The organism is Mesorhizobium sp. LSJC285A00, assembly GCF_000503155.1.
Lineage (GTDB): Bacteria > Pseudomonadota > Alphaproteobacteria > Rhizobiales > Rhizobiaceae > Mesorhizobium.
Map to the genome: position 1 here is coordinate 41,793 of NZ_AYVK01000037.1, position 25,240 is coordinate 67,032.

Consider the following 25,240-nt stretch of genomic DNA (forward strand, 5'->3'; position numbering starts at 1 on the left):
GTTAGCCGGCCCTCGTCCCCGGCCCACGAATCAGCACAATAGCGCGTGCTGGAATCGGCGTGAAGAATCATCCGCGCAAAAAAGAAGCCGGGCGAAAAGTCAATCGCCCGGCTTCAATATCTAGTGGTAAACGCTGCTTTTGTTAATAGCGGTAGTGTTCCGGCTTGAACGGACCCTGCGGGGTCACGCCGATATAGGCGGCCTGTTCGCCGGACAGTTCGGTTAGGCGGGCTCCAAGCTTGCCGAGATGCAGACGCGCCACCTTCTCGTCGAGGTGCTTGGGCAGCACATAGACCTGGTTCTGGTACTGGCCGGGCTTGGTGTAGAGTTCGATCTGCGCCAGCACCTGATTGGTGAACGAAGCCGACATCACGAAGCTCGGATGACCGGTCGCGTTGCCGAGGTTGAGCAGGCGCCCCTCGGACAGCAGGATCATCCGCTTGCCGTCCGGGAAGGTTATCATGTCGACCTGCGGCTTGACGTTGGTCCATTGCAGGTTGCGCAGCGACGCGACCTGGATCTCATTGTCGAAGTGGCCGATATTGCCGACGATCACCATGTCCTTCATCGAGCGCATGTGGTCGAGGGTGACGACATCCTTGTTGCCGGTGGTGGTGATGACGATGTCGGCGGTCGGTGCGGCATCTTCCAGCGTGACGACTTCAAAGCCGTCCATCGCCGCTTGCAGCGCGCAGATCGGATCGACTTCGGTGACCTTGACGCGGGCGCCGGCGCCCTTGAGCGAAGCCGACGAGCCCTTGCCGACGTCGCCATAGCCGCAGACGACCGCAACCTTGCCGGCCATCATGGTGTCGGTGCCGCGGCGGATGCCGTCGACCAGCGATTCCTTGCAGCCATATTTGTTGTCGAACTTCGACTTGGTGACCGAGTCGTTGACGTTGATCGCCGGGAAGGGCAGCAGGCCCTTCTTCTGCAGCTGGTAGAGCCGGTTGACGCCCGTCGTCGTCTCTTCGGTGACTCCGCGAATGGCTTCCTTCTGCTTGGTGAAGAAGCCGGGTGAGGCCTTCAGGCGCTTCTTGACCTGGGCGTAGAAGTATTCCTCTTCCTCGCTCTGCGGGTTGGACAGCACGTCCTCGCCGGCCTCGGCGCGGGCGCCGATCAGTATGTACATGGTGGCGTCGCCGCCATCGTCGAGGATCATGTTGGAGAGGCCCCCATCGGCCCACTGGAAGATCCTGTCGGTATAGTCCCAATACTCCTCGAGCGACTCGCCCTTGACGGCGAACACCGGGATGCCGGCCTCGGCGATGGCTGCGGCCGCATGGTCCTGGGTCGAGAAGATGTTGCACGAGGCCCAGCGGATATCGGCGCCAAGCGCCTTCAGCGTCTCGATCAGCACCGCAGTCTGGATGGTCATGTGCAGCGAGCCGGTGATGCGCGCACCTTTCAACGGCTTCTTGTCGCCGAATTCCTCGCGGCAGGCCATCAGGCCCGGCATTTCGGTTTCGGCGATATCGAGTTCCTTGCGGCCCCAGCCGGCAAGCGAGATGTCGGCGACCACATAGTCATTGCTACCTGTCATGGCAGTGCTCCGGTGTGATTTGTCTTCAGAATGCGCCTGCGCCACACGGCGCGTCGAAGGGCGCGGAATGCCGGCCTGACTAGCAGATCGCCGCCAAGACGACAATGGGATATAAAGAAATCTTTATGCGCGTATGTGTTTTACGGGGATGCATGCCGCCCAAAAGTATCCCGCGGTTTTGGGACAACGGCGTTCAAAGCAAAAACTTCAGCACTCTTCGCCGAAGCGCGAGGCGACCAGCTGCTCCAGCGCGTCCATCGCCGCTGCGGCTTCAGCGCCGCTGGCGGTGACGCGGATCGAATAACCGGGGCTCGCCGCCAGCATCATCAGCCCCATGATCGAGGTGCCGCCGACCTTGAGACCATCCTTCTCGACATGGACGGTGGCGTCGAAGCCGCTGGCGACCTGGACGAACTTCGCCGAGGCGCGCGCATGCAGGCCGCGCTGGTTGACGATCGGGAACTCGCGCACGATCTCACCGGGCGACAGCGCGTTCATTTGCTGCTCAGCAGCTGACTTGCGACGTTGATGTATTTGCGCCCCGCGGCCTGCGCCTCGTCGAGCGCGGTCGCCATGTTGTCGCCCTTGCGGATCGACGACAGCTTGATCAGCATCGGCAGGTTCATGCCGGCGATGACCTCGGTGCGACCGGATTCCATCACCGAAATGGCGAGGTTGGAAGGCGTGCCTCCGAACATATCGGTCAGAACGATGACGCCGGTCCCGGTGTCGACGCGGCCGACGGCGTCGACGATATCGCGCCGACGCTGCTCCATATCGTCATCGGCGCCGATTGCCACGGTTTCGAAATTGTCTTGTGGCCCCACGACATGTTCCACGGCATGGCGGAACTCGGCGGCCAGTTGACCGTGCGTTACAAGCACGAGTCCGATCATTCTATGGTGGCTCCCGTCATCGCCGCTTCACAGGCGCTTTTTATGCTCGCCGGCCATCCCAGGCGGCGGGAGCGCTATCTTGTCGACGCGCGGCGCGTTGACAAGCCCAAAATTGCGTCGGCCATGGCCAATTTGACGCATTGCAGCAAAAAACCGGCGGCGGATCATACGAAAGGCGCAATCGCCAGCCGCGCCATTACCGCCGGCAAAGCCGCAGTGACGTTGCGCTGAACGAGGTCGATGCGCGGCACCACACAGCCGGCAATGGTCGCGCTCGACTCTTCCTGGAAACGCTCCACAGCGTTTGCGGCAACCAGCTGGATCGTAAGGTCGATGACCCCCACAGGTTGGAACAAAAGCGGCTTCGGACCAAGCCCGGGCACCTCTGCGAGGCCGGCAATGCTGGCGGGCGCATGGCAGACCAGCCGCCCGAAACGCGCCGCGACAAACAGCTGGTCGTCGCCGATCAGCCGCGCAAACAGCCCGAGCCGGCTGAAATGGTCGATGAGCGCCAGCGCCAGCGTTGTCTTGCCCGAGCCGGACGGCCCGGTGATCAGGACGCCCCGCTCGCCAATCAGGACTGCGGTGGCATGGATGTTCTCGGGTTCCGCGGTGGGATCGGGCATGCGCAGCCGCGATCAGCCTTCTGCCGGCAGCGTAACGACGAAGCGCGCGCCCTTGATGTCGCCGGGCTTGGTGCCGGGGATGTTCTCGGCGGTCAGCGTGCCGCCATGGGCTTCGACGATCTGCCTGGATATCGACAGGCCAAGCCCCGAATTCTGGCCGAACGCCTCGCCGGCCGGGCGGTCGGTGTAGAAGCGCTCGAAGATGCGGTCGATGGCGTCGGCGCGGATTCCGGGGCCGTTGTCGTCGACGGTGACGATGTTGACCTTGCCCGAGCGTGCCAGGGAAATGGCGATATGGCCGTGGTCCTCCGGCACGAAGGAGCGGGCATTCTCGATCAGATTGGTGATGACCTGGCCGATCCTGAGATCATGGCCGGTGACGAAATAGCCTTTGACGCCTTGCGGCAGCTTGGCGGCCTTGAATTCGATCTCGACAGCCTTTTTGTTGCGCGTCGCTTCGCGCGACACGGCGACGAGATCGGTGATGAATTTCTTCAAATCGACCGTGGCGGCATCCTCACGCGCCAGTTCGGCGTCTAGGCGCGAGGCATCGGAAATGTCGGTGATCAGCCGGTCGAGACGCCGGACATCGTGCTGGATGATCTCCATCAGCCTGCCGCGTGAATTGTCGTTCTTGGCCAGCGGCAAGGTCTCCACCGCGCTGCGCAGCGACGTCAGCGGGTTCTTCAGTTCGTGCGAGACATCGGCGGCGAAGCTTTCGATCGCCTCGATGCGGGCATAGAGCGCATTGGTCATATCGCGCACCGCGACCGACAAATTGCCGATCTCGTCCTGGCGGTCGGAAAAGTCGGGGATCTCCTCGCGGCTCTTGACGCCGCGCCGCACCCGCACTGCCGCCGCCGATAGCCGGCGCAGCGGATTGGCGATGGTGGATGCGAGCAGCATCGACAGGATGGCGGTGACCAGGGCGGCGATGCCGAACACGCGCAAAATAGCCTTGCGTTCGGCGGCGACGATCTTGTCGATGTCGCCGCCTTCCGTCGACAGCATCAGCACGCCGAGAACGGCACGGAAGCGCTGGATCGGCACCGCCACCGAAACGATCTGCTCGCCCTGTTCGCTCACCCGCACGATCGTCGATGGACTGCCGGTCAGCGCCTTGACCACTTCCGGGAAGGCCGCACCGTTGCCGCCCGGCTGCTCATGGTAGACGGGCAGGTCCTTGTTGCGGAAGAAGTCGAAGACGAATTTCTGCACGCGCTCCAGCATATCCGGCTGCTCGTCCTCGACCGGCGGCAGGTCGTAGCGCAGGATTTGGCCGCGCGAATAGAGATGGCGCGAATCGAGCAGCAGATTGGCGTCGCGGTCATAGATGCGGGCCCGGGTGCGCGTCGGCGAAATCAGCCGCCGCAGCACCGGCGCGACGCGCTCGGGATTGATCGGGAAATCCAGATTGTCGAGCTGGTCGGAGCCCGGCCCCAGGCTTTCACCGGCCTGCAGTTCGAGCAGTTTTTCCGGATCGATGCTGATCGAATCGGTCTCGACCGTCGCCGACGCGGCAATGGCGCCGGCGATGATCTCGCCCTGCGTCATCAGGCTTTCGACGCGGGCGTCGATCAGCCCGTCGCGGAAGGTGTTGAGATAGAGGATGCCGGTGACCAGCACGGCGAGGCCGGCCAGGTTGAGGAACAGGATGCGCCGGGTCAGGCTGGAAAAGATGTGGTGGCCGAGGAAGCGGCGCATCGGCACCGTCAACCTCGACAGGAATGCGGGCAGAATCCGCGACCGCCTGACAGCGCTCGTTCGTCTGCTCCGCTGTACATCCACTGCCATCGAATAGCAGCTCCCGCCTAGTCTTTGGTTTTATGCATGTCGTCGTCCCAAAAACCGCGACCACTTTTGGGCGACATGCATCAACTCAAGCTTCGCGGAACCGGTATCCGACTCCGTAAAGGGTTTCGATCATTTCGAAGTCGTCATCGACGGCCTTGAACTTCTTGCGCAGCCGCTTGATGTGGCTATCGATGGTGCGGTCGTCGACATAGACCTGCTCATCATAGGCGGAATCCATCAGCGCATCACGGCTTTTTACCACGCCTGGGCGCTGCGCCAACGAGTGCAGGATGAGAAATTCGGTGACCGTCAGCGTCACCGGCTCGCCCTTCCAGGTGCAGGTATGGCGTTCCTGGTCCATGACCAGCTGGCCGCGTTCCAGCGAACGGGCCTGCTGGCTGGGCGCCTTTGCCGCAGCTTCGCGGGCGCTGGCGCGGCGCAGCACGGCGCGCACCCGCTCGACCAGCAGGCGCTGCGAGAACGGTTTGCGGATGAAATCGTCGGCGCCCATCTTGAGGCCGAAAAGCTCATCGATCTCATCGTCCTTCGAGGTCAGGAAGATCACCGGCAGGTCGGACTTCTGCCGCATCCGGCGCAACAGCTCCATGCCGTCCATGCGCGGCATCTTGATGTCGAGGATGGCGAGATTCGGCGGCCGCGCCGCCAGGCCTTCCAGCGCCGACGCACCATCCGTGTAGGTCTCGACGCGATACCCCTCGGACTCGAGGGCGATCGACACCGATGTCAGAATGTTGCGGTCGTCATCGACAAGCGCGATTGTTGCCATTTCAAGCGGCTCCCTCATGAGCTGTCCCTTCTGTCTTAGAGAAGGGGCTTTTGCAGGACAAATTAGGTACAAAATGTGGCACAGGCTCCACCCGCTGTCGCGGACGGCTTGCCGGCGGCCCCATCGGAACCTCTACACGGGTTGGACGAACACTGTGTGCCAATCCTTTGGGCAACCACCGTGATTTTTTGCACATATAAACGATTTAAACAACTTTCAAAATTTTTAAATCGATTAATGATTTGATATCATTCGAGTTTTCTGGTTCTCACCGTCTCAGCCCCTAACGCGGGCTCGCCGGAAACGCGCCGGCAAAGTGCGGCGAATCCAGAAGAAGGGACCCTTGATGTCGGAAGTCGGCAAACGCAATTCTGCTTGCGCGATCGATCGTATCGGCCTGAAAACCACCGGCACGGTGCATTATAATTTTGGTGCGGCCGCCCTTTATGAGGCAGCGATCCGTCGTGGCGAGGCCCGGTTGACCGCCGGCGGCGCGCTGCTTGCCGAGACCGGCCAGCACACTGGCCGCTCGCCCAAGGACAAGTTTGTCGTCCGCGATGGCGCCACCGAGCCCCATGTCTGGTGGGACAACAACAAGGCGATTTCGGCGGGCCAGTTCGAAATGCTGCTCGCCGATTTCCTTGTCCACGCCGCGAATAGCGATCTCTATGTGCAGGACCTCGTCGGCGGCGCCGATGCCGAGCTGAAGCTGCCGACGCGGGTCATCACCGAATTCGCCTGGCACTCGCTGTTCATCCGCAATCTTTTGATCCGCCCGCAGGCCGCCGAGCTCGAGGATTTCGTGCCGGAGATGACGATCATCGACCTGCCGTCCTTCCGCGCCGATCCGGCCCGCCACGGCAGCCGCACCGAAACGGTGATTGCGGTCGATCTCACCCGCAAGATCGTGCTCATCGGCGGCACTTCCTATGCCGGCGAGATGAAGAAATCGGTGTTCACCATGCTCAACTATCTGCTGCCGGAAAAGGGCGTCATGCCGATGCACTGCTCGGCCAATGAGGGCCCGGGCGGCGACGCAGCGATCTTCTTCGGGCTTTCCGGGACGGGCAAGACGACGCTGTCGGCCGATCCGTCACGTACGCTCATCGGCGACGACGAGCACGGCTGGGGACCGCACGGCATCTTCAACTTCGAAGGCGGCTGCTACGCCAAGACGATCCGGCTGTCGGCCGAGGCCGAGCCGGAGATTTTCGCCACCACGCAGCGCTTCGGCACGGTGCTGGAAAATGTCGTGCTCGACGCCGACCGCGTGCCGGACTTCAACGACGGCCGGCTCACCGAAAACACGCGCTGCGCCTATCCGCTGGATTTCATCCCCAATGCCTCGAAGAGCGGACGGGCCAGCCACCCGAAAAACATCATCATGCTGACCGCCGATGCCTTCGGCATCATGCCGCCGATCGCACGGCTGACCCCGGCGCAGGCGATGTACCACTTCCTCTCCGGCTACACCGCCAAGGTGGCCGGCACCGAGAAGGGCGTTACCGAGCCGGAAGCGACCTTCTCGACCTGCTTCGGCGCCCCGTTCATGCCGCGCCACCCCAAGGAATACGGCAATCTGCTGCGCGAGCTGATCGCCCGCCACGGCGCCGATTGCTGGCTGGTCAACACCGGCTGGACCGGCGGCGCCTACGGCACCGGCAAGCGCATGCCAATCAAGGCGACGCGCGCCTTGCTGGCCGCAGCGCTTGACGGTTCGTTGAAGGCGTCCGGTTTCCGCACCGACGCCAATTTCGGCTTCGAGGTGCCGGTTGCTGTGCCTGGCGTCGACAGCGCCATTCTCGACCCGCGTTCGACCTGGGCCGACAAGGCAGCCTATGACCGGCAGGCAGCGCGATTGGTCGGCATGTTCGCCGTCAACTTCGAGAAATTCGAGAGCCATGTCGATGCCGTCGTGCTCGGCGCAGCACCCCGCCTGCAGGAAGCTGCGGAATAGTCCAGGCATCTTCACCGAAGCATCCTTGAAAGGCGCGGTCTCGATCGGGCCTTTTCTTTTTTGGTCCGCCGCGCCATGACTGCGGCATGCCGATCGACGACATCATCATATCAGACGAAGCCGTAATCCATCCGGGCGACCTGCACGAGGATTTCATCCGCTCGTCGGGTCCCGGCGGGCAGAACGTCAACAAGGTGGCGACCGCCGTCCAGTTGCGCTTCGACGCCGCCAATGCGGCTGGCCTGTCCGAACGCGTGCGCGCGCGCACGATCAAGCTCGCCGGCCAGCGCGCCACCAAGGACGGCGTCATCGTCATCGAGGCCGGCCGCTTCCGCACCCAGGAGCAGAACCGGGCCGATGCCCGGGCAAGGCTGACGGCGCTGGTCGCCAAGGCCGCGGAACCGCCGCCGCCGCCGCGCAAGAAGACCAGGCCGTCGAAAGGCTCGGTGGAGCGGCGGCTGCAAAGCAAGGCAGGGCGCGGCACGATCAAAAAGCTGCGCGGCCGGGTAGAGAACGACTAAGGACCGCGCCGACTGCGTGCATAAAGCGGCCTCCCCTTCGGAACCGCAGACGCAAGGTTTCACCATTGCCACAGAAAGGGAGGCCGACAACGGTGGCTTTCGGGTCGCTGTTTCTGATTGGCGGTGGCATGGTTTCAGTATCAACCGGAGGCGAAGTCATGCTCGTTCTGCCCAAAGGCGTCCGCCACATGCCTGGTTATCTGTCCCGCGCGGCGCAGGAAGCGCTGGTCGAAGAGGTGAGGACCATTGTACAGCGGGCGCCGCTGTACGTGCCGGCGATGCCGCGGACCGGCAAGGAGATGAGCGTGCGCATGACCAATTGCGGCACGCTCGGCTGGGTCACCGACAAGGAGCTGGGCTATCGCTACCAGCCAACGCACCCACTCACCGGAGAGCCATGGCCGCCGATCCCGGACGCGCTGCTGCAATTGTGGCGGGAGGTCGCCGCCTATCCGAATCCGCCGGAGGCCTGCCTGGTCAATTTCTATACGCAGGACGCCAAAATGGGTCTGCACCAGGATCGCGACGAAGCCGATTTCTCGGCCCCAGTGGTCTCGGTGTCACTTGGCGATGATTGCCTGTTCCGGGTCGGCCAAGTGACGGGCAGGGGGGCCACACGCGACGGCGGTACCAAATCGTTCCGCCTGAAAAGCGGCGACGTCGTCGTGCTCGGCGGCGAAGGCCGGCTCTGCTTCCACGGCGTCGACCGCATCTATCCGTCGACCTCGGCGCTGCTGAAAAATGGCGGCCGGATCAATCTGACGCTGCGGCGGGTGACGGAGCCCGGCTAAAGTCGTCGCGAACAAGGACCCTCAACGTATCGTCCTCCGCGATCTGGCGATAGTGTTGCATGAAGCGGACGAAATCCTGCCGGCCGGAAAGCTCGGTCAGCCACAAGATGTCCTCCTTCTGCACAATGACCAGCGATGGCTGGTTGGTTTCGAGTTGGGCAAGCTTGTCATCGATGTAGCGATCGGTGATCCGCTTGTAGTGTTCGGCCCCCGCCTCGTTGCCGCTTTGCGCCTCGACCTTCGCGAAATAGGTAGCAAATCCCCCGAGCCAATCGCTGCAGTACGTCGAGATCCAGCTCCCGCCGACCATTCGCGTCAGCGGATGGCCCGCCGCAATGTCCGAACCTATGAGCGCGACCTTCGGATGGTCTACCGCGGCATTTATCGTCGCGACGAAATCGGCGCTGGGCTTCTGGCTGGGCCAGAAGGGGACAGCATTGGCCAAAATGGTGGCGGCAAGCAAAAGCATCCGCGCCAGCCCCATGCCCGATAGCGATTGCCTCGCCGGGTCAATCTGGATGGCTCTGAGCAGCAACGCCGCCGCTATCAGGCTGATCGCCGGGAATGCATGATAAGGCCAGCCCTTGGCCTGGTAGACGAGAGGCACGGTGGCGGCCAATGACGCCAGGACGAACACCACGATCATCGGCGACAGGGAGAGGCCTGGCCGAAGCCAGTGTAACATGTAGAGAGCGACGAGATAGGCTGGTGCATACTTGACCAACAGCGCTTGCACCACCCGCAGCCGCATATAGGTGTCGGTCAGCACCGGATAGATGGTGTTGAGGAACTCTGGATAAAAGTACAGCACGGCGACGAGATAGGCGACGCAGACCAAGCCGATTACCCAGTATTCGATGCGGAAGAGCGACCAGATCGACCGGCGCTGAAAGGCCACGTACAGCGCCGGAACCAGCACCATCAGCGCATAATAGGGTTTCACCAGCACCAGGACGCTGCCACAAAGGCCGGCCAATGCCGCTATCGACAAGCTCGGCGTGCGCCCTTCCGTCGGCGCGGCGCGCCAAGCCATCAACACCAGCAACGGCAGAAACAGGGCGATGCCCAGATGTTCCCGCTCGCTGAAAGCGTTGCCCGGAAGAATGATCAGCAGTGCCAGAAACAGCGGCAGCATCGAGAACAGCACATGGTTCTCGGCAAAGCCGGCCAATCTAGCGATCCGCGCGGCAATGCCGAGACCCAGCAGGCAGATCGTATAGGCATAGAGATGAATGACGACTTCCGGCGAAATGCCGAGAGCGTGCGCCAAGGCCACGGCCGGCATGAACATCCACGGCGTGAACGGCGGATTGACCTCGAAGAGATCCACATAGAGCCGTGAGCCGGCAAGCACCTTCTCGGACATGGTGATTGCCCAACTGGTGTCGGGTATGACGCCCCAGCGCATCTGCCAGGGCACGGCCGCCACCAGCACGAGCAGGCAGATGACCATGGTCGGTGGCAGCGTTCGCGAGCTGCCCTGGGCCGAAGTCAGGGCGGATCTCGCGATGAGCGAAGTGCGGATCTCCGTACTCATCGGGCCGCCACGAAGACGAATTTGCGCAGGATAATGAAGTTCAGGACCGGAACCAGGATGGAAGCGATTGCCACCGGCACAAGTGGCGGCAGTCCAGCTACGTCGGTAAGGATCATGGCCAGCCCGACCGAGAGCAGAAACCCGATCGCCGTGGCGCAGGCGAAGCGGACGATCTCGAAGCCAATCGAGCCGTCCGACATGAACGTCACGAAGCGATGCCCGCAATAGGAGAACACCGCGCCGGCGCCATAGCCAGCGACCGAGGCGATTGTCGCAGGCCTGCCAAAGCCATGCAGAGCCGAAAGGGCCAAGGTCAGCACGGCGTAGATCAGGGTCGATACGCCGCCGATTGTAGCAAACCGCAGGATTCGCGCCGGCTCCGAACGGCCCATGGCCCATGACCAGAACCGGTAGCCGGGCAAAGGATCGTTGACCGCCTGGCGCACAGTCAACCGAACCGGCGTTCGTGCGTCGCGGGCGGCGTCTTTTTCGACGCCTGGGAATTGCTGATCGCGGCGATCGCTTCCTCGAAGCCGGTCAGCCGGTCGACGACGTAAAGCGGCCGCCGTTTCACCTCGGCATGAATGCCGCCAACATAAAGGCCGATGACGCCGGTCATCAGCAGATTGATGCCCGACAAGAAGGAAATGATCACCACCGTCGATGTCCAGCCATGGACGACGCCGCTGACAAAAAGCCAGGAAAACACCGCGTAGAGCCCAAGCAGGGCGGCGAGACCGGAAATGGCCAGACCCGCCCACAGCGCCAGCCGCAGCGGCTTGTCGGAAAAGCTGATGATACCGTGCACGGCCAGCCGCACCATCTTCCAGAACGGATATTTGGTTTCGCCTGCTGCCCGCGTCGGCCTCTCGAACGGCACGGCGGTCTGCTTGAAACCCATCCAGCCGAACATGCCGCGCACGAAGCGGTCACGCTCGGGCATGCGTTTGAAAGTCTCGAGCGCCTTGCGGCCGACGAGGCGGAAATCGCCGACATCGCGCGGAATGCTGACGGAGGTCATCTGCTCGAGCGCGCGATAGAACAGATTGGCGCTGACCCGCTTGAACCAGGTTTCGCCCTCGCGCCGGATGCGCCGCGCATAGACGATCTCGTAGNCTCTTTCCACTTGGCGACGAGATCGAGCACCACCTCCGGCGGGTCCTGCAGGTCGGCATCCATGACGATGACGGCGTCCCCGGCGGCAGCATCCATGCCGGCCGTGATGGCGATCTGGTGGCCGAAATTGCGCGACAGCTCGATCAGCCGGAAGCGGTCGTCCTCGGCAACCATGCCGCGCAGGAAGATGAGGCTGGTGTCGCGGCTGCCATCGTCGATGAAAATCGCTTCGGCACGGCCGTCCAGCGCGTCCAGCAGCATGCGGATCCGCCGCACCAGCAGCGGTAGCACCGCTTCCTCGTTAAAGATCGGAATGACCAGGGAATAGACCGGGGCTTGGCGGCCCCCGGCATCGCTCGCATTGATCACCGCTTGCTCCCGACCCGCTGGAATTGCAGCAAAAACTAGCCGGGATTGCCTAAGGCGCCGTTAACCCAGTCGTCACAGTTTCCTGAGCGCCACTTCCTCGACCAGATGATTGGCGCCCTTGCGCAGGATGAGGTCGGCCCGCGCTCGTGTCGGCACGATGTTCTCGCGCAGGTTTTTCAGGTTGATGTTGGCCCACAAGCCTTCCGCAATGGCACGCGCGGCGTCTTCCGAAAGCTGCGAATAGCGGTGGAAGAAGGAGTCCGGATTGCGGAAGGCCGTCTCGCGCAGGCGCATGAAGCGGGCGATGTACCATTGGTGGATCAGCTTTTCGTCGGCGTCGATATAAATGGCGAAATCGAAGAAATCCGACAGGAACGGCACTATCTTGCCGTCCTTCGGCAATTTGCCGGGTTGCAGAACGTTGATGCCTTCGAAGATCAGAATGTCTGGCCGGTCGATGGTGACGAACTCGCCGGGAATGACGTCATAGGTCAAATGCGAATAGACGGGCGCGCGGACATTGCGCTGGGCCGACTTGATGCCCGACAGGAAACGCAGCAGCGCACCGACATCGTAGCTGTCGGGAAAGCCCTTGCGCTCCATCAGATTGTCGCGTCGCAACACCTTGTTGGGCAGCAGGAACCCGTCGGTAGTGATGAGATCGACCTTGGGGCTCGACGGCCAGCGCGCCAGAAGCTCCTTCAGCACGCGCGCCGTGGTCGATTTGCCGACCGCAACCGAACCGGCAATGCCGATGATGAACGGTGTCTTGACCACATCCAGCGCGTTGAAGAAGGCCTGGCGCTGGCGAAACAGCAACTGGCTGGCCTCGACATGCGCCGAAAGCAGCCGCGAGAGCGACAGATAGATGCGCTTGACTTCTTCCAGGTCGACCGGATCGTTCAGTGAGCGCAGACGGTTGATCTCGTCTTCGCCCAGCGTCATCGGCGTGTCGGCGCGGAAGTTCGACCATTGCTCGGCCGAGAAGAAACGATAGGGGGAATATTTCTCGGTCGGAGCGAGCTGGTCCATCGAGTTTCCTGCCCTCTAGAGCATGAGGCCGAAAAGTGTGAAGCGGTTTTCGGGCGACATCATGCTCCCTCTATCAATTTAGAGACGGATTCAGATTTAAGGCCTCGGCCCGAAATCATCCGGCTCTCGCGGTCAGCCTTTCGGCCGGGATGCCTTTTCAGTGACGCCCGAACGGCCGGTACGGCCCTCAAGCTCCTTCAGCACCTCGCCCAGCGAAACGCCGGCCATGCCAAGCACGACGAGCCAATGATATATGAGATCGGCACTTTCGGAAACGAGGGCATTTTTGTCGCCCTTGACGGCGGCAATGACGGTCTCGACTGCCTCTTCACCAAGCTTCTGCGCCGCCTTGTCGATGCCTTTGGCGAACAGTTTTGCCGTCCACGAGTCCGGGTCGCCGGAACGGGCGCGTTCGCCAATGATCGTTTCCAGATCGGACAGCGAAAATTCAGCCATGGCGCAGCCTACAGCCTTTGTGGAGTGGATTGAACCGGGTAGTCCAGCCGCATCGGTAGCCCGGCCTCGGCCATATGCGCCTTGGCTTCGGCAATCGTGTAAGTGCCGAAATGGAAGATCGAGGCGGCGAGCACGGCGCCGGCATGGCCGTCGCGAATGCCCTCGACCAGATGATCGAGCGTGCCGACGCCGCCCGACGCGATCACCGGCGCGCGCACCGCATCCGCTATCGCGCGGGTCAGCGCAATGTCGTAACCGGCCTTGGTGCCGTCGCGGTCCATCGAGGTCAAAAGAATCTCGCCAGCGCCGCGATCGACCATTTTTCGCGCGAACTCGACCGCATCGATGCCGGTCTTTTCGCGGCCGCCATGGGTGAAGATCTCCCAGCGGCCGGGCTCTTTCGGCGCCGACACCCTCTTGGCGTCGATGGCGACGACAATACACTGGTTGCCGAACTTGTCGGCGGCTTCGGCGACGAAATCGGGATTCTTCACCGCCGCAGTGTTGATCGACACCTTGTCGGCGCCGGCCAGCAACAGTTTGCGGATATCGGCGACCTGGCGCACGCCGCCGCCGACGGTCAGCGGCATGAAGCATTGTTCGGCGGTGCGGGCGACGACGTCGAAGATGGTTTCACGGTTGTCGGACGACGCGGTGATATCGAGAAAGCAAAGCTCGTCTGCGCCGGCCGAGTCATAGGCTTTGGCCGCCTCGACCGGATCACCGGCATCGATGAGGTCGACGAAATTGACCCCCTTGACGACGCGGCCGTTCTTGACGTCGAGGCAAGGGATGACTCGGGCCTTCAGCATCAGCCCTTCTCCATCGTCGCCAGCAACTCGCTGAGCAGTTCGCCGACCAGCGGCGGAACCTCGGCCTGCGCATCGAACGCCGGATCGTAGGCGGAAATGGTGATGCCGGAAATCGGCAGCAGGCCGGCCATGCCGCAGACAGCCTGGCGCAGCTGTTTCGGTTCCGGGCCGCCGGGCGTGGTGTAACGGTTGGCCTGCAGCGCCCCGGGGTCGTGCACGTCGAGATCGAGATGCAGGTGCACCCGCTTCGCATCCGGCGCCTTCAGCCTGCCGCACGCCGTGGCCCAGTCCGGGCATTCGGTGCGGATGACCGGCAACGTCTTCAACAGCTCCGTTTCGGCCGGATCGAGATCGCGCGCGTTGACCAGCACGCAGCGCGCCGGATCGATCGGCCTGAAGCCGGGGATGGCCGAGGCCATCGGCTTCCAGCACAGGCCGAGAACCGTGGCCAGCGCCATGCCATCGAGAAAGCCGAAGATGGACGTCTCCGGGGTGTTGAGATCGCCATGCTGGTCGGCCCAGATGATCGCATCGGCATCCTCGCCGGCAACCGCACCGGCCGATGTCAGGCAATTGCCGGCCAGCACGATGGGAAACCGGCCGCGGTCTATGGCGATGCGGACCTCGCCGGAGAGGGCACCGCACACGGCAAAGCCGGTGGCGATCTCGCGCTGCTGTTCGTCGCCAACCCTGCCGATATCGGTGACGACGACGTCATGCCCGGAGAGCGTCAGCGCGTCGACAAGCCCGCCGGCGATAAGTGCATCCGGGCCTCGGCCCATGCCGCCGTGATAGTGGCCACTGTCATAGGATGCCAGGATGATGGAGATTTTCACGGCCGGGTCTCCATCGCCTTGCCCTGCAGCACCGCAAGCGCCTCGGCCGGGTCGATACGCCCGTCATAGAGCGCGCGGCCGGAGATGGCGCCTTCCAGTTTCTTCGCGTCGGGCATGGTCATGCGCACGATGTCGGCGATCGAAGCCAGCCCGCCCGAGGCGATGACCGGGATCGAGACCGCGTCGGCGAGATCGATCGTGGCATCCCAGTTGATGCCGGTCAGAACGCCGTCTCGGTCGATGTCGGTGTAGATGATGGCGGCAACGCCGGCGCCTTCGAATTTCTGCGCCAGTTCGATGACGCCGAGGCTGGAAGCCTCGGCCCAGCCTTCGACCGCCACCTTGCCGCCCTTGGCGTCGATGCCCACGGCGATCTTTCCAGGAAATTCCTTGCAGGCTTCCCGGACCAGGTCGGGATCGCGCACCGCCACCGTGCCGAGGATGACGCGGGCCAGCCCGCGGTCGAGCCAGTCCTCGATCTGCGCCAGCGTGCGGATGCCGCCGCCGAGCTGCACCGGGTTTTTCGTCGCCTTGAGGATGGCGCCGACCGCCGCGCTGTTGACGCTCTGGCCCTTGAAGGCGCCGTTGAGGTCGACGACATGCAGCCATTCAAACCCTTGCTCTTCGAAGGCCTTGGCCTGGGCCGCAGGGTCGTCATTGTAGATGGTCGCGGTCGCCATATCGCCGTGCTTCAGCCGCACGCACTTGCCGTCCTTGAGGTCGATGGCCGGAAACAGGATCACCGTTCAGACCCCTTCCACAATGGCGAAATGCGAGGTCGAATAAGCGCGCCGGAATTTCAGCGCTGCCTGGTATTCGGGAGAATGGAAGCAAGCCAGCGCGACCTCGTAGCTTTCGAACTCGACGATCACATGGCGATTGCCGGATGGCCCTTCCGGGCTTGACGACTGACCGCCTCGCGTCAGGAATTTCGCGCCGTATTTGTCGAACGCCGCTTTGTTGGCGGCGATGTATTTCGGATAGTTTTCCGGATCGGTCACATCGACCATCGCCATCCAGTAGCCCTTCTTGCTCATCTCAAGGCCTCCAGCGCAGGAAGTTGGTGATCAGTGCCAGGCCGAGCGCCTGGCTCTTTTCCGGATGGAATTGCGTGCCGGCAAGGTTACCGCGCGCGACCGCCGCCGTTACCGGGCCGCCATAATCGGCGACGGCCAGCACTTCGTCCGGCCTTGTCGCGTCGAGATGGTAGGAATGAACGAAATAGGCGTGCAGACCCTTAGGCCCGGTCGCAATACCCGAAAACAGCGGGTGCTTGCGCTCCAGATCGATGGTGTTCCAGCCGATTTGCGGGATCTTCAGTGCCGGATCGGCGGGCGTGATCTCCTTGACGTCGCCGGCAATCCAGCCGAAGCCCTTGGTCACGGTCTTTTCCAGGCCGCGCTGCGACATCAGCTGCATGCCGACGCAGATGCCGAGGAACGGCCGCGCCTTGGCGATCGCTACCTCTTCCACCGCTTCCCACATGCCGGCGACGCCGCGCAGGCCCGCCGCGCAATCGGCATAGGCGCCGACGCCGGGCAAAACGATTCGGTCGGCGCTGCGCACCCGCTCGGCATCGGCGGTCAGCTCGATGGCAGCGGCAATGCCGGCTTCATGCGCGGCGCGCTCGAAGGCCTTGGTGGCCGAGCGCAGATTGCCCGACCCGTAATCGATGATGGCAACCCGCATCTCAGGCTTTTCCCGGCGTATGGCTCAGGCCCAGCGTCAGCCCGGTCTGCGTCGGCCGGGCCAGGCTGGCGTCCGGCACGATGCGCGGCAGCGGCGCCGGCTCGTCGGCAAGCGCCTGGGCGTCCAGTGTCTGGCGGATGTCGGCATCGTCAGGATTGTCGGCTTCGACGACGCCCCATTCATGCCAGCCGCGGCGGCGCAGCGCTGCGATCCGCAGCCCTTGGCCTTCCAGCCCGATATAGAGCGAGACCAGTAAAGACAGTGCGGAGCCGGCCCAGTCCAGTCCCAGCCATTGGCCGAGCACCGAGATGAGCCCCATGGCGACGAAGGCGAGCGCCGCCTCGATCCACAGCCTGTGCCAGGCGAGCCACAGCGGCGCCACCAGGAAAGCCAGCCAGGAAAAACCGTCGCGGACCAAAACGGTTGCGTCGGCCGCCTCGGTGCGGCCTGGCGGTTCCATCACGACATAGATGGCCATCAGCCTACCCTTTCAGAGATCCCTTGGTGGAGGGAACCGCTTCCGGCTGGCGCGGGTCGCGCTCCAGTGCGAAACGCAGCGCGCGCGCCACCGCCTTGAAGCAGGTCTCGGCAATATGGTGATTGTTGGCGCCATAATGATTGGTGACATGCAGCGTGATACCGGCATTCTGCGCCAGCGCCTGGAAGAATTCACGCACCAGTTCGGTGTCGAACGTGCCGATCTTGGGCGACGAGAAGGCGACATTCCAGACCAGGAACGGACGGCCCGACACGTCGATCGCGGCCCGCGTCAGCGTCTCGTCCATGGCAAGGTCGACAGAGGCGTAGCGCATGATGCCGCGCCGCTCGCCCAGCGCCTTGGCCAGCGCCTGGCCGATCGCAATGCCGGTGTCCTCGACCGTGTGGTGGTCGTCAATGTGCAGGTCGCCCTTGGCCTTCACCGTGATGTCGATCAGCGAGTGGCGCGACAGCTGGTCCAGCATGTGGTCGAAGAAGCCGACGCCGCTCGACATGTCGGATTTTCCGGTGCCGTCGACATGGACCGAGACGCTGATCTCGGTTTCCTTGGTCTTGCGGCTGACTTCGGCGGAACGGGACGCCATGACCTTGTCCTTGGCTGAGGGGTTCGAAACTCAAGACGGGGTTCCAAGCTGTCATTTGCTTGAAAACGAAAGCCTTCTAGCAGCATGATCCGGCGATTGCCAGTTGCGATGCGGACAGCCACCGGCCATGGCGGACGCCGTTTGCAATCACCCGCCCCATGCATACATATGGCCGATCGAAATCACTCGTACCGCGCGCCAATCGCCTTATCGGGATCGCGCGAATCGGAGCTAAAAATGTCGAATGAACTGAGCATGCACGCCACGACCATCGTGACGGTGCGCAAGGGCAACAAGGTGGTGATCGCCGGCGACGGCCAGGTCAGCCTTGGCCAGACCATCATGAAAGGCAACGCCAAAAAGGTGCGCCGCATCGGCAAAGGCGGCAATGTCATTGCGGGTTTCGCCGGCGCCACGGCGGATGCTTTCACCCTTCTGGAGCGGCTGGAAGCCAAGCTCGAACAATATCCCGACCAGTTGACGCGCGCCTGCGTCGAGCTCGCCAAGGACTGGCGCACCGACCGTTATCTGCGCCGGCTGGAAGCAATGATGCTGGTGGCCGACAAGTCGGTTTCGCTGGCGCTCACCGGCACCGGCGACGTGCTGGAGCCCGAATTCGGCGTCATGGCCATCGGTTCCGGCGGCAACTATGCGCTGGCCGCTGCCCGCGCGCTGATGGACAGCGACAAGGATGCCGAGGAGATCGCCCGCAAGGCGATGCAGATCGCCTCCGACATTTGCGTCTACACCAACAACAACTTTGTTGTCGAAACGCTCGATGCCGGCTAACCCGCCGGTGCTCTATGATTTTCGACCGGTTACCGAAAAAGACCTGCCGATGATCGCCGGCTGGCTGGCCGAGCCGCATGTCGCCGAATGGTGGGACGATCCGGAGACGGAAATCGCCGAAATCCGGGAGCATATTGACTCAATTTCTGTAGAGCCGCTGATCGTCGAGCTCGACGGCAGGCCGATCGCCTATCTGCAGAGCTACGATCCGCATCTGGAAGATGGCCATCCCTATGCCGACCAGCCGTTCGGCACGCTCGGCATCGACCTGTCGATCGGCGTGCCGGACCTGGTCGGCAAAGGTCATGGCTCGGCTATCGTCAGGCAATTCGTCGAGCAACTGTTCGAGGAAGGTGCGCCGCGCGTCATCATCGATCCGCATCCCGACAATGGCCGCGCCATCCGCGCCTATGAAAAAGCGAGCTTCAGGGCTATCGATCGCAGACACTCTAGATATGGGGACGTCGTGCTGATGGCCGTCGATGCCGAAGAGAGCGACGCGGAAGAAGGGGAATGAGTTGATGGCGACACCGGGCACTGCCAAAAATTACTCGGCCTACGAAGACAGCTGGCGGATGGGGCTTCTGCTCGTGCTCGCTCTGCTCATCTTCCAGGCCGGGGCGCTTTACGGCATGGGCCGCACGCCGATCTGCACCTGCGGTTACGTCAAACTCTGGCACGGTGTGGTGAACAGTTCGGAGAATTCCCAGCATATTTCTGACTGGTACACGTTCTCGCACATCATCCACGGCTTCCTGTTCTACGCCTTGGCCTGGTTCCTGTTCCCGCGCTCGCCAATCGGTCTGCGCCTGGCTTTCGCCGTTGTCATCGAGGGCGGCTGGGAACTCCTGGAAAACAGCCCGTTCATCATCGAGCGCTACCGCGCCGGCACCATTTCGCTGGATTACTATGGCGACTCGATCATCAATTCGGTGTCCGACACGCTGGCCATGGTGCTGGGGTTTGTGATGGCCAGAAAGCTACCTATATGGGTGGTCGTCGGCCTCGCCCTCATCTTCGAACTGGGTGTCGGCTACCTCATCCGGGACAATCTGACGCTCAACGTGATCATGCTGCTGCATCCGTTCGAGTCCATCAAGCAGTGGCAAAGTGGAATTCAGTGATATGACCACCTTCTCTCCCCGTGAAATCGTTTCGGAACTCGACCGCTTCATCATCGGCCAGAAGGACGCCAAGCGCGCCGTGGCCATTGCCTTGCGCAACCGCTGGCGCCGCCAGCAGCTGGAAGGCCAGATGCGCGAAGAGGTGATGCCGAAGAACATCCTGATGATCGGCCCGACCGGCGTCGGCAAGACCGAGATCTCGCGCCGCCTGGCGCGGCTCGCCGGTGCGCCTTTCGTCAAGGTCGAGGCCACCAAGTTCACCGAAGTCGGCTATGTCGGCCGCGATGTCGAGCAGATCATCCGCGACCTGGTCGAGATCGCCATCGGCCTGGTGCGCGAGAAGATGCGCGAGGACGTGAAGGCGCGCGCGCACCTCAATGCCGAGGAGCGCGTGCTGGAAGCCCTGGTCGGCAAGACGGCGAGCCCGGCGACCCGCGATTCCTTCCGCAAGAAGCTGCGCGACGGCGAGCTCGACGACAAGGAGATCGAGATCGAGGTTGCCGACACCGGCACCGGCGGCATGCCCGGCTTCGAGATCCCCGGCATGCCGGGCGCTAATATCGGCGTGCTCAACATCAACGACATGCTGTCGAAGGCGATGGGTGGCAAGAAGACCAAGGCGCGCAAGACGACGGTCAAGGAGTCCTACGCGCTGTTGGTCAACGACGAGTCCGACAAGCTGCTCGACCAGGACGAGGTGGTGCGCCGGGCGCTCGACGCGACCGAAAATGACGGCATCGTCTTCCTCGACGAGATCGACAAGATCGCCTCGCGCGAAGGCGGCATGGGCGCCGGCGTCTCGCGCGAAGGCGTGCAGCGCGACCTGCTGCCGCTGATCGAAGGCACGACGGTGGCGACCAAATACGGACCGTTGAAGACCGACCACATCCTGTTCATCGCCTCGGGCGCCTTCCATGTCTCCAAGCCGTCCGACCTGTTGCCGGAATTGCAGGGCCGCCTGCCGATCCGTGTCGAGTTGCGGGCGCTGGAGAAGGACGATTTCATTCGCATCCTCACCGAGACCGAGGCCAGCCTCATCAAGCAGTATATCGCGCTGATGAAGACCGAAGGCGTCGACCTCACCTTCACCGACGATGCCATCGATTCGCTGGCCGGCATCGCTGTCGACCTCAACGCTAGCGTCGAAAACATCGGAGCGAGACGCCTGCAGACGGTGATGGAGCGTGTGCTGGACGAGATCTCCTACGACGCGCCGGACCGCAACGGCACCAGCGTCGCCATCGATGCCGCCTATGTGGAAAAGCATGTCGGCGACCTCTCGCGAAACACAGATTTGTCGCGATTCATCCTTTAAACGGGGGCGCCGGTTCATCCGGCGCCGGTATTAGAGCGCCGCGCGTCCTTTGGACACGCAAAGGTCGCTCTAGCAGTATTGAATCGATGCATCGGACTTTCCAAAAATCGGTTTCGATCTTTGGGCCGATGCTTAGGCAACAATCCGGCTAACAGCTTGATGTGTGGCCGGATGGTATCATCGGGCCACCTTTCGTCTTGCCGGGTGCAAGGGCGCTCTCGACTCAACCGGGAGCACTCCCTAGTTTGCGCGGCAATTCTCTAGACGCAATTCCGGACGGAAAACCGTTTCACACTTTTCCTGGAATTGCTTGGGCGGCGGCGCATGAAAAAACTGATCCTTGTCATTCTCGGCTTGACGCTGGCGGCGACGCTGTTCGCGGCCGACGCGGCGACACTGGTGCCGGCGGGCAACCGCAATGCCGTGCAACCTGACATACCGGGCGCCTCCAGCCGCCGCACCCAGGCCACCAACACCACCTTCCAGGCCAAATACCGCAAGGTCTACGCCTTGCTTCAGAACGACGCCGAACTGCGCGCCAAGATCAGGAAGGCCGCCGCTGCCTACGGCATCAATCCTTTGCACATCGTCGGCGCCATCGTCGGCGAGCACACCTACAATGTCGACGCCTACGACCGGCTGCAGACCTACTACGTCAAGGCGATTTCCTACCTCTCCAGCAAGCTGTCCTTCGCCTATGACGGAGAGGACATCACCGATTTCGTGCAGCGGCCGGAATTCAAGAAGTGCACGATGTCGGACAGCTACGACCTGTGGGAATGCCGCGAGCAGGTGTGGAACCGCTCCTTCCGCGGCAAGACCGTCGGCGGCACAAGCTTTCCCAACGACCGCTTCGGCGCAACCTTCTTCCAGCCCTACTATGCCGGCCAGACCTTTGGCCTCGGCCAGCTCAACCCGCTGACCGCGCTGCAGATGAGCGATCTCGTGCACAAGGTGTCGGGGCTGCCCGAGCTCGATGTCGGCGATCCCAATGGGGTCTACAAGACCATCATGGATCCGGACCTGACATTGCCCTACGTCGCAGCGACGATCAGGAAGTCGATCGACGCCTACAAAAACATTGCCGGCTTCGACATCTCAGGCAATCCGGGGCTGACCGCCACGCTCTACAATGTCGGCAATCCCGAGCAGCGCGCCTATGCGCTGAAGGCCGAGAACGACAAGCGCCGCGCGGCGGGTGAGGCGGTCAAACTGCCCGAGGAGAATTATTACGGCTGGCTGGTCAACGACAAGCTGGACGAGCTGAAGGCGCTGTTTTAGCGGGCTTAGCTCAGCCGTCTACCTCCCCCTTTGTGGGGAGGTCGGACCGCAGGTCGGGGTGGGGGCCGGTGCCGCACCCCACTGCTTCGCGGCGACCCTCCCCACAAGGGGAGGTAAGTCAGTCCTTCACGCTGCCAGCAACGACTTCAGCTTCACATCCGGCGACCCCAACGCCTCCGGCGCCGGCCTAGCCCGCTTGGCGATCAGCATCTCGGCCAGCCTGATGTCGCGCGCCACGGCATTGCCCGTACCGAGGCCGCTCGCCGCCACCAGCCTGCCATCCTCGGCCAGATGAAACAGAATAAAAGCACCGTCGCCGAGATCGCGGCGGACCGTGCTTTTGCCCTCGTCCGAAAGGCCGGCGATCTGCAGCGACAAACCATACTGATCCGACCAGAACCATGGCACCGCGGCATGCGCTTCGCGGGCGCCCAGCATGTTCTTCGCGGCCAGCGCACCCTGTTCCTGCGCATTGCGCCAGGCTTCCAGCCGCACCCGCCGGCCAGCATAGACAGCGAGCGGAAACGAGCAGCAATCGCCGGCGGCGAAGATGTTGGGATCGATTGTTTGGAGTTCGCCATTGACGGCGATGCCGTTATCGACGGTCAGGCCCGCTTCCGCGGCAAGCCCGGTCACCGGCACGGCGCCGATGCCGATGACGGCGAGATCGGCGACGATGTCCTGCCCATCGGCGAGCATGATGTGCACCTCAGCGCCGTCGTCGGCGATATCAGCGATGCCCTGACCGGTGAGCACGGTCACGCCTTCGGCCTCATGCGCCTGATGGATGATTTCAGCGATCTCCGCCGGCACCCCGCGCATGAGGATGCGCGGCTGCGCCTCAATGACCGTGACGCTGGCCCCGAGCTTGCGCGCCGAAGCGGCGAGCTCCAGGCCGATAAAGCCACCACCAATGATGGCGATGCGGTTTGCCGGGCTGAGGTGGGCGCGAATGGCCAGCGCGTCGGCAAAGGTGCGGAGGTAGACGCAGCGCGACCCCAATCCCGGCATCGGCAGCTTGCGCGGTGTCGAGCCGGTCGCCAGCAACAGCTTGTCGTAGGGCAGGGCCGAACCGTCCGACAGCCGCACCATATGCGCCTGGCGGTCGATCGCCACCGCTTGAACGGAATGGATATGCCGGATCGATTTCTCGGCCAGAATTTCGTCGCTGGCGATCGTCTTGATCTCGGCCGCGTCGCTCGTCATTGCGTCCTTGGACAGGGGCGGCCGCTCATAGGGCAGATGGGGTTCGTCACCCACCAGCGTCACCGGCCCGTCATAGCCCAGCTCGCGCAGTGTCAGCGCTGCCCGCCCGCCGCACTCGCCGGCGCCAATGATGACCATTCCCGCCTGCATGGTCCTATCCGATCTGGATCAGCACTTTGCCGGCCTCGACCTTTACCGGATAGGTGGCGAGATTGACGCAAACCGGCGCGCCCCGTGCCGCCCCCGTCTTGTAATTGAAGCGGCCATTGTGCTTGGGGCACTCGATGATGTCGTCCATCACCAGCCCGTCGGCCAGATGCACCTTTTCGTGCGTGCACAGGCCATCCGTGGCGAAATAATCGTCGTCAGGGCTGCGATAGATGGCGAAGGTGCGGCCGCCATGGTCGAAGCGCATCACATCTTCTTCGTCGATGTCGCCGGCGGCGCAGGCCTCGATCCAGTCGCTCATGTGTTCCTCCCAAAAGCAATTCCAGGAAAAGTGCGTTGCGGTTTTCCGTTCGGAGTTGCGACAAAACAAAAGCTTAATCGCGCGATCATTCCGCCGCGGCGGCGACGGCGTCGTTTTGGAGTTCCTCGCGATAGGGCCGCGCCGTTGGCGGCAGTTCGCGCTTGAGGAAATAGTCCTCGTTGCGCAGCTGGCGCAAAAAGGCCGGGATCATCTCGCGGTAGCCGGCCAGGATCGACGGCGTCGGCGCCGGCAGATCGTGCTTGATCAGCGCATGCAGTTTAGGCAGTGCATGATAGGGCACCATCGGGAACATGTGGTGTTCGACGTGATAGTTCATGTTCCAGTAGATGAAGCGGCTGACCGGGTTCATGTAGACGGTGCGGCTGTTCAGCCGGTGGTCGATGACATTTTCCGCCAGCCCGCCATGCTGCAGCAGGCCAACCATGACATGATGCCAGGCGCCGTAGAGCCGGGGCAGCCCGACCAGCATCAGCGGCAGCCATGAACCGAAATAAAGCGCCAGCGCGATCGTCACGGCATAGATCGCCGTCCAGATGCGGGCGATGCGAATGGCCTTAGGCTGCTCCTGTTCGGGGATAAAAGTCTTTTCCGCCGCGCTGATATTGCCGGCGGCATTGCGCAGCATGTCCGACATCGCATGCCAGGCATCCAGCACGCCGATAAAGCCAAGCGCGACCCGGAACAGATCCGGCGGCCGCATGACGGAGATTTCCGGGTCGCGGCCGACGATGATGGTGTCGGTGTGGTGGCGGGTGTGGCTCCAGCGCCAGGTCACCGGATTGCGCATGATCATGAAGCAGGCGATCTGGTAAACCGCGTCGTTCATCCACTGGGTGCGGAAGGCGGTGCCGTGGCCGCATTCGTGCCAGCGTGAGTCGCTCGACGATCCATAGAGCACGCCATAGACGANTGTCGCGGATCGCCGGCCCGTCGGAGCGCTGCATCAGCTCCTTCATCTGCTTGCGCGGAATATCGGTGTGATACCACTCGGCCGCCGCCAGCCCGGTCTCGACGGCGAGCTTGGAATCGCGGCCCATCAGGCTGTAGTCGCGCCGAAACGGTAGTGTGGATAGTGTCGCTTCCATAGGGGCTGCCTCCGTCGGCCACAGCATCCGTCAGGACGGATATGTCCATTACAGGCGCTTGTGTCCGAGCGCAAAATAGCGCCATGCGGTGATAGTCTCAATATCA

The 25,240-nt window shown here is 62.8% G+C and carries 27 protein-coding genes and 2 pseudogenes; 8 read left to right on the plus strand and 21 right to left on the minus strand.

Features of this window, described 5'->3' with window-relative positions:
* Positions 1-142: 142 nt before the first annotated feature.
* From ahcY to X726_RS144260, 6 genes are all read right to left on the minus strand, one after another.
* Positions 143-1,543 carry an adenosylhomocysteinase gene (gene ahcY / locus X726_RS144285; protein WP_023672302.1) on the minus strand — a complete coding sequence of 467 codons (1,401 nt, stop codon included), beginning with the start codon at positions 1,541-1,543 and terminating at the stop codon, positions 143-145.
* Between the two features lie 207 nt (positions 1,544-1,750).
* Positions 1,751-2,041: an HPr family phosphocarrier protein gene (locus X726_RS144280; RefSeq protein WP_023672303.1), complete on the minus strand. Its 291-nt coding sequence runs from the start codon at positions 2,039-2,041 to the stop codon at positions 1,751-1,753.
* On the minus strand, positions 2,038-2,439 hold the full coding sequence (locus X726_RS144275) for a PTS sugar transporter subunit IIA (protein ID WP_023672304.1): 402 nt from the start codon (positions 2,437-2,439) through the stop codon (positions 2,038-2,040). The genes X726_RS144280 and X726_RS144275 overlap by 4 nt, the downstream gene beginning before the upstream one ends.
* A 164-nt stretch (positions 2,440-2,603) precedes the next feature.
* Positions 2,604-3,065: an HPr kinase gene (locus X726_RS144270; protein WP_023672306.1), complete on the minus strand. Its 462-nt coding sequence runs from the start codon at positions 3,063-3,065 to the stop codon at positions 2,604-2,606.
* 12 nt (positions 3,066-3,077) lie between these two features.
* The gene (locus X726_RS144265) at positions 3,078-4,859 is read right to left on the minus strand and encodes a sensor histidine kinase (RefSeq protein WP_023672307.1); all 1,782 of its coding nucleotides are present in this window, start codon (positions 4,857-4,859) and stop codon (positions 3,078-3,080) included.
* An 85-nt stretch (positions 4,860-4,944) separates the two neighbouring features.
* Positions 4,945-5,646 (minus strand): response regulator transcription factor, encoded by a 702-nt coding sequence (locus tag X726_RS144260; protein ID WP_010912942.1) that lies wholly within the window; start codon positions 5,644-5,646, stop codon positions 4,945-4,947.
* Between the two features lie 346 nt (positions 5,647-5,992).
* Here X726_RS144260 and X726_RS144255 point away from each other — a divergent pair, with 346 nt between their 5' ends.
* The 3 genes from X726_RS144255 to X726_RS144245 all read left to right on the plus strand — a co-directional run bounded on the left by X726_RS144255 (position 5,993) and on the right by X726_RS144245 (position 8,915).
* A complete protein-coding gene (locus X726_RS144255; RefSeq protein WP_023672308.1) occupies positions 5,993-7,603 on the plus strand; it encodes a phosphoenolpyruvate carboxykinase in 1,611 nt (536 codons plus the stop codon).
* 86 nt (positions 7,604-7,689) lie between these two features.
* A complete protein-coding gene (arfB, locus tag X726_RS144250) occupies positions 7,690-8,124 on the plus strand; it encodes an alternative ribosome rescue aminoacyl-tRNA hydrolase ArfB (RefSeq protein WP_023672309.1) in 435 nt (144 codons plus the stop codon).
* 158 nt (positions 8,125-8,282) lie between these two features.
* Complete coding sequence (locus tag X726_RS144245) at positions 8,283-8,915, plus strand: alpha-ketoglutarate-dependent dioxygenase AlkB (RefSeq protein WP_023672310.1); 633 nt, start codon at positions 8,283-8,285, stop codon at positions 8,913-8,915.
* On the opposite strand, the gene X726_RS144240 is transcribed toward X726_RS144245, so the two are convergent.
* From X726_RS144240 to hisB, 12 genes and pseudogenes are all read right to left on the minus strand, one after another.
* On the minus strand, positions 8,878-10,452 hold the full coding sequence (locus X726_RS144240) for a hypothetical protein (RefSeq protein WP_023672311.1): 1,575 nt from the start codon (positions 10,450-10,452) through the stop codon (positions 8,878-8,880). The genes X726_RS144245 and X726_RS144240 overlap by 38 nt on opposite strands.
* A complete protein-coding gene (locus X726_RS144235; RefSeq protein ID WP_050588575.1) occupies positions 10,449-10,898 on the minus strand; it encodes a GtrA family protein in 450 nt (149 codons plus the stop codon). The genes X726_RS144240 and X726_RS144235 overlap by 4 nt, the downstream gene beginning before the upstream one ends.
* A 2-nt stretch (positions 10,899-10,900) precedes the next feature.
* Positions 10,901-11,934: pseudogene (locus tag X726_RS01000000167405) on the minus strand (glycosyltransferase family 2 protein).
* A gap of 75 nt (positions 11,935-12,009) precedes the next feature.
* A complete protein-coding gene (gene coaA, locus X726_RS144230; protein ID WP_023672313.1) occupies positions 12,010-12,969 on the minus strand; it encodes a type I pantothenate kinase in 960 nt (319 codons plus the stop codon).
* A 132-nt stretch (positions 12,970-13,101) separates the two neighbouring features.
* Positions 13,102-13,425 carry a phosphoribosyl-ATP diphosphatase gene (locus X726_RS144225; RefSeq protein WP_023672314.1) on the minus strand — a complete coding sequence of 108 codons (324 nt, stop codon included), beginning with the start codon at positions 13,423-13,425 and terminating at the stop codon, positions 13,102-13,104.
* 8 nt (positions 13,426-13,433) lie between these two features.
* Entirely contained in the window at positions 13,434-14,240 is an 807-nt protein-coding gene (gene hisF / locus X726_RS144220) for an imidazole glycerol phosphate synthase subunit HisF (protein WP_023672315.1), read from the minus strand.
* A complete protein-coding gene (locus X726_RS144215; RefSeq protein ID WP_023672316.1) occupies positions 14,237-15,073 on the minus strand; it encodes an arginase family protein in 837 nt (278 codons plus the stop codon). The genes hisF and X726_RS144215 overlap by 4 nt, the downstream gene beginning before the upstream one ends.
* The gene (gene hisA / locus X726_RS144210) at positions 15,070-15,816 is read right to left on the minus strand and encodes a 1-(5-phosphoribosyl)-5-[(5-phosphoribosylamino)methylideneamino]imidazole-4-carboxamide isomerase (RefSeq protein WP_023672317.1); all 747 of its coding nucleotides are present in this window, start codon (positions 15,814-15,816) and stop codon (positions 15,070-15,072) included. The genes X726_RS144215 and hisA overlap by 4 nt, the downstream gene beginning before the upstream one ends.
* Positions 15,817-15,819: 3 nt before the next feature.
* The gene (locus X726_RS144205; protein ID WP_023672318.1) at positions 15,820-16,110 is read right to left on the minus strand and encodes a DUF1330 domain-containing protein; all 291 of its coding nucleotides are present in this window, start codon (positions 16,108-16,110) and stop codon (positions 15,820-15,822) included.
* A 1-nt stretch (position 16,111) separates the two neighbouring features.
* Positions 16,112-16,762, minus strand: coding sequence for an imidazole glycerol phosphate synthase subunit HisH (gene hisH / locus X726_RS144200; protein ID WP_023672319.1), 651 nt, complete (start codon positions 16,760-16,762; stop codon positions 16,112-16,114).
* Position 16,763: 1 nt separating this feature from the next.
* Positions 16,764-17,240, minus strand: coding sequence for a DUF2628 domain-containing protein (locus X726_RS144195; RefSeq protein ID WP_023672320.1), 477 nt, complete (start codon positions 17,238-17,240; stop codon positions 16,764-16,766).
* Between the two features lie 4 nt (positions 17,241-17,244).
* Complete coding sequence (hisB, locus tag X726_RS144190) at positions 17,245-17,844, minus strand: imidazoleglycerol-phosphate dehydratase HisB (RefSeq protein WP_023672321.1); 600 nt, start codon at positions 17,842-17,844, stop codon at positions 17,245-17,247.
* A 237-nt stretch (positions 17,845-18,081) separates the two neighbouring features.
* Between hisB and hslV the strand changes: the two genes are divergently transcribed.
* From hslV to X726_RS144165, 5 genes are all read left to right on the plus strand, one after another.
* Positions 18,082-18,633: an ATP-dependent protease subunit HslV gene (gene hslV / locus X726_RS144185; RefSeq protein WP_023672322.1), complete on the plus strand. Its 552-nt coding sequence runs from the start codon at positions 18,082-18,084 to the stop codon at positions 18,631-18,633.
* Positions 18,623-19,150 carry a GNAT family N-acetyltransferase gene (locus tag X726_RS144180; protein ID WP_023672323.1) on the plus strand — a complete coding sequence of 176 codons (528 nt, stop codon included), beginning with the start codon at positions 18,623-18,625 and terminating at the stop codon, positions 19,148-19,150. Before hslV ends, X726_RS144180 begins: the two co-directional genes overlap by 11 nt.
* A gap of 4 nt (positions 19,151-19,154) precedes the next feature.
* A complete protein-coding gene (locus tag X726_RS144175; protein ID WP_023672324.1) occupies positions 19,155-19,757 on the plus strand; it encodes a DUF2585 domain-containing protein in 603 nt (200 codons plus the stop codon).
* A 1-nt stretch (position 19,758) separates the two neighbouring features.
* Entirely contained in the window at positions 19,759-21,072 is a 1,314-nt protein-coding gene (gene hslU / locus X726_RS144170) for an ATP-dependent protease ATPase subunit HslU (protein ID WP_023672325.1), read from the plus strand.
* 324 nt (positions 21,073-21,396) lie between these two features.
* A complete protein-coding gene (locus X726_RS144165; RefSeq protein ID WP_023672326.1) occupies positions 21,397-22,353 on the plus strand; it encodes a DUF1402 family protein in 957 nt (318 codons plus the stop codon).
* A 126-nt stretch (positions 22,354-22,479) separates the two neighbouring features.
* Here X726_RS144165 and X726_RS144160 read toward each other — a convergent pair whose 3' ends face one another.
* The 3 genes and pseudogenes from X726_RS144160 to X726_RS01000000167410 all read right to left on the minus strand — a co-directional run bounded on the left by X726_RS144160 (position 22,480) and on the right by X726_RS01000000167410 (position 25,134).
* Positions 22,480-23,709: an FAD-dependent oxidoreductase gene (locus X726_RS144160; protein ID WP_031215344.1), complete on the minus strand. Its 1,230-nt coding sequence runs from the start codon at positions 23,707-23,709 to the stop codon at positions 22,480-22,482.
* Between the two features lie 4 nt (positions 23,710-23,713).
* Complete coding sequence (locus tag X726_RS144155; protein WP_023672328.1) at positions 23,714-24,028, minus strand: MocE family 2Fe-2S type ferredoxin; 315 nt, start codon at positions 24,026-24,028, stop codon at positions 23,714-23,716.
* 85 nt (positions 24,029-24,113) lie between these two features.
* A pseudogene (locus tag X726_RS01000000167410) lies at positions 24,114-25,134 on the minus strand (fatty acid desaturase family protein).
* Positions 25,135-25,240 lie beyond the last annotated feature (106 nt).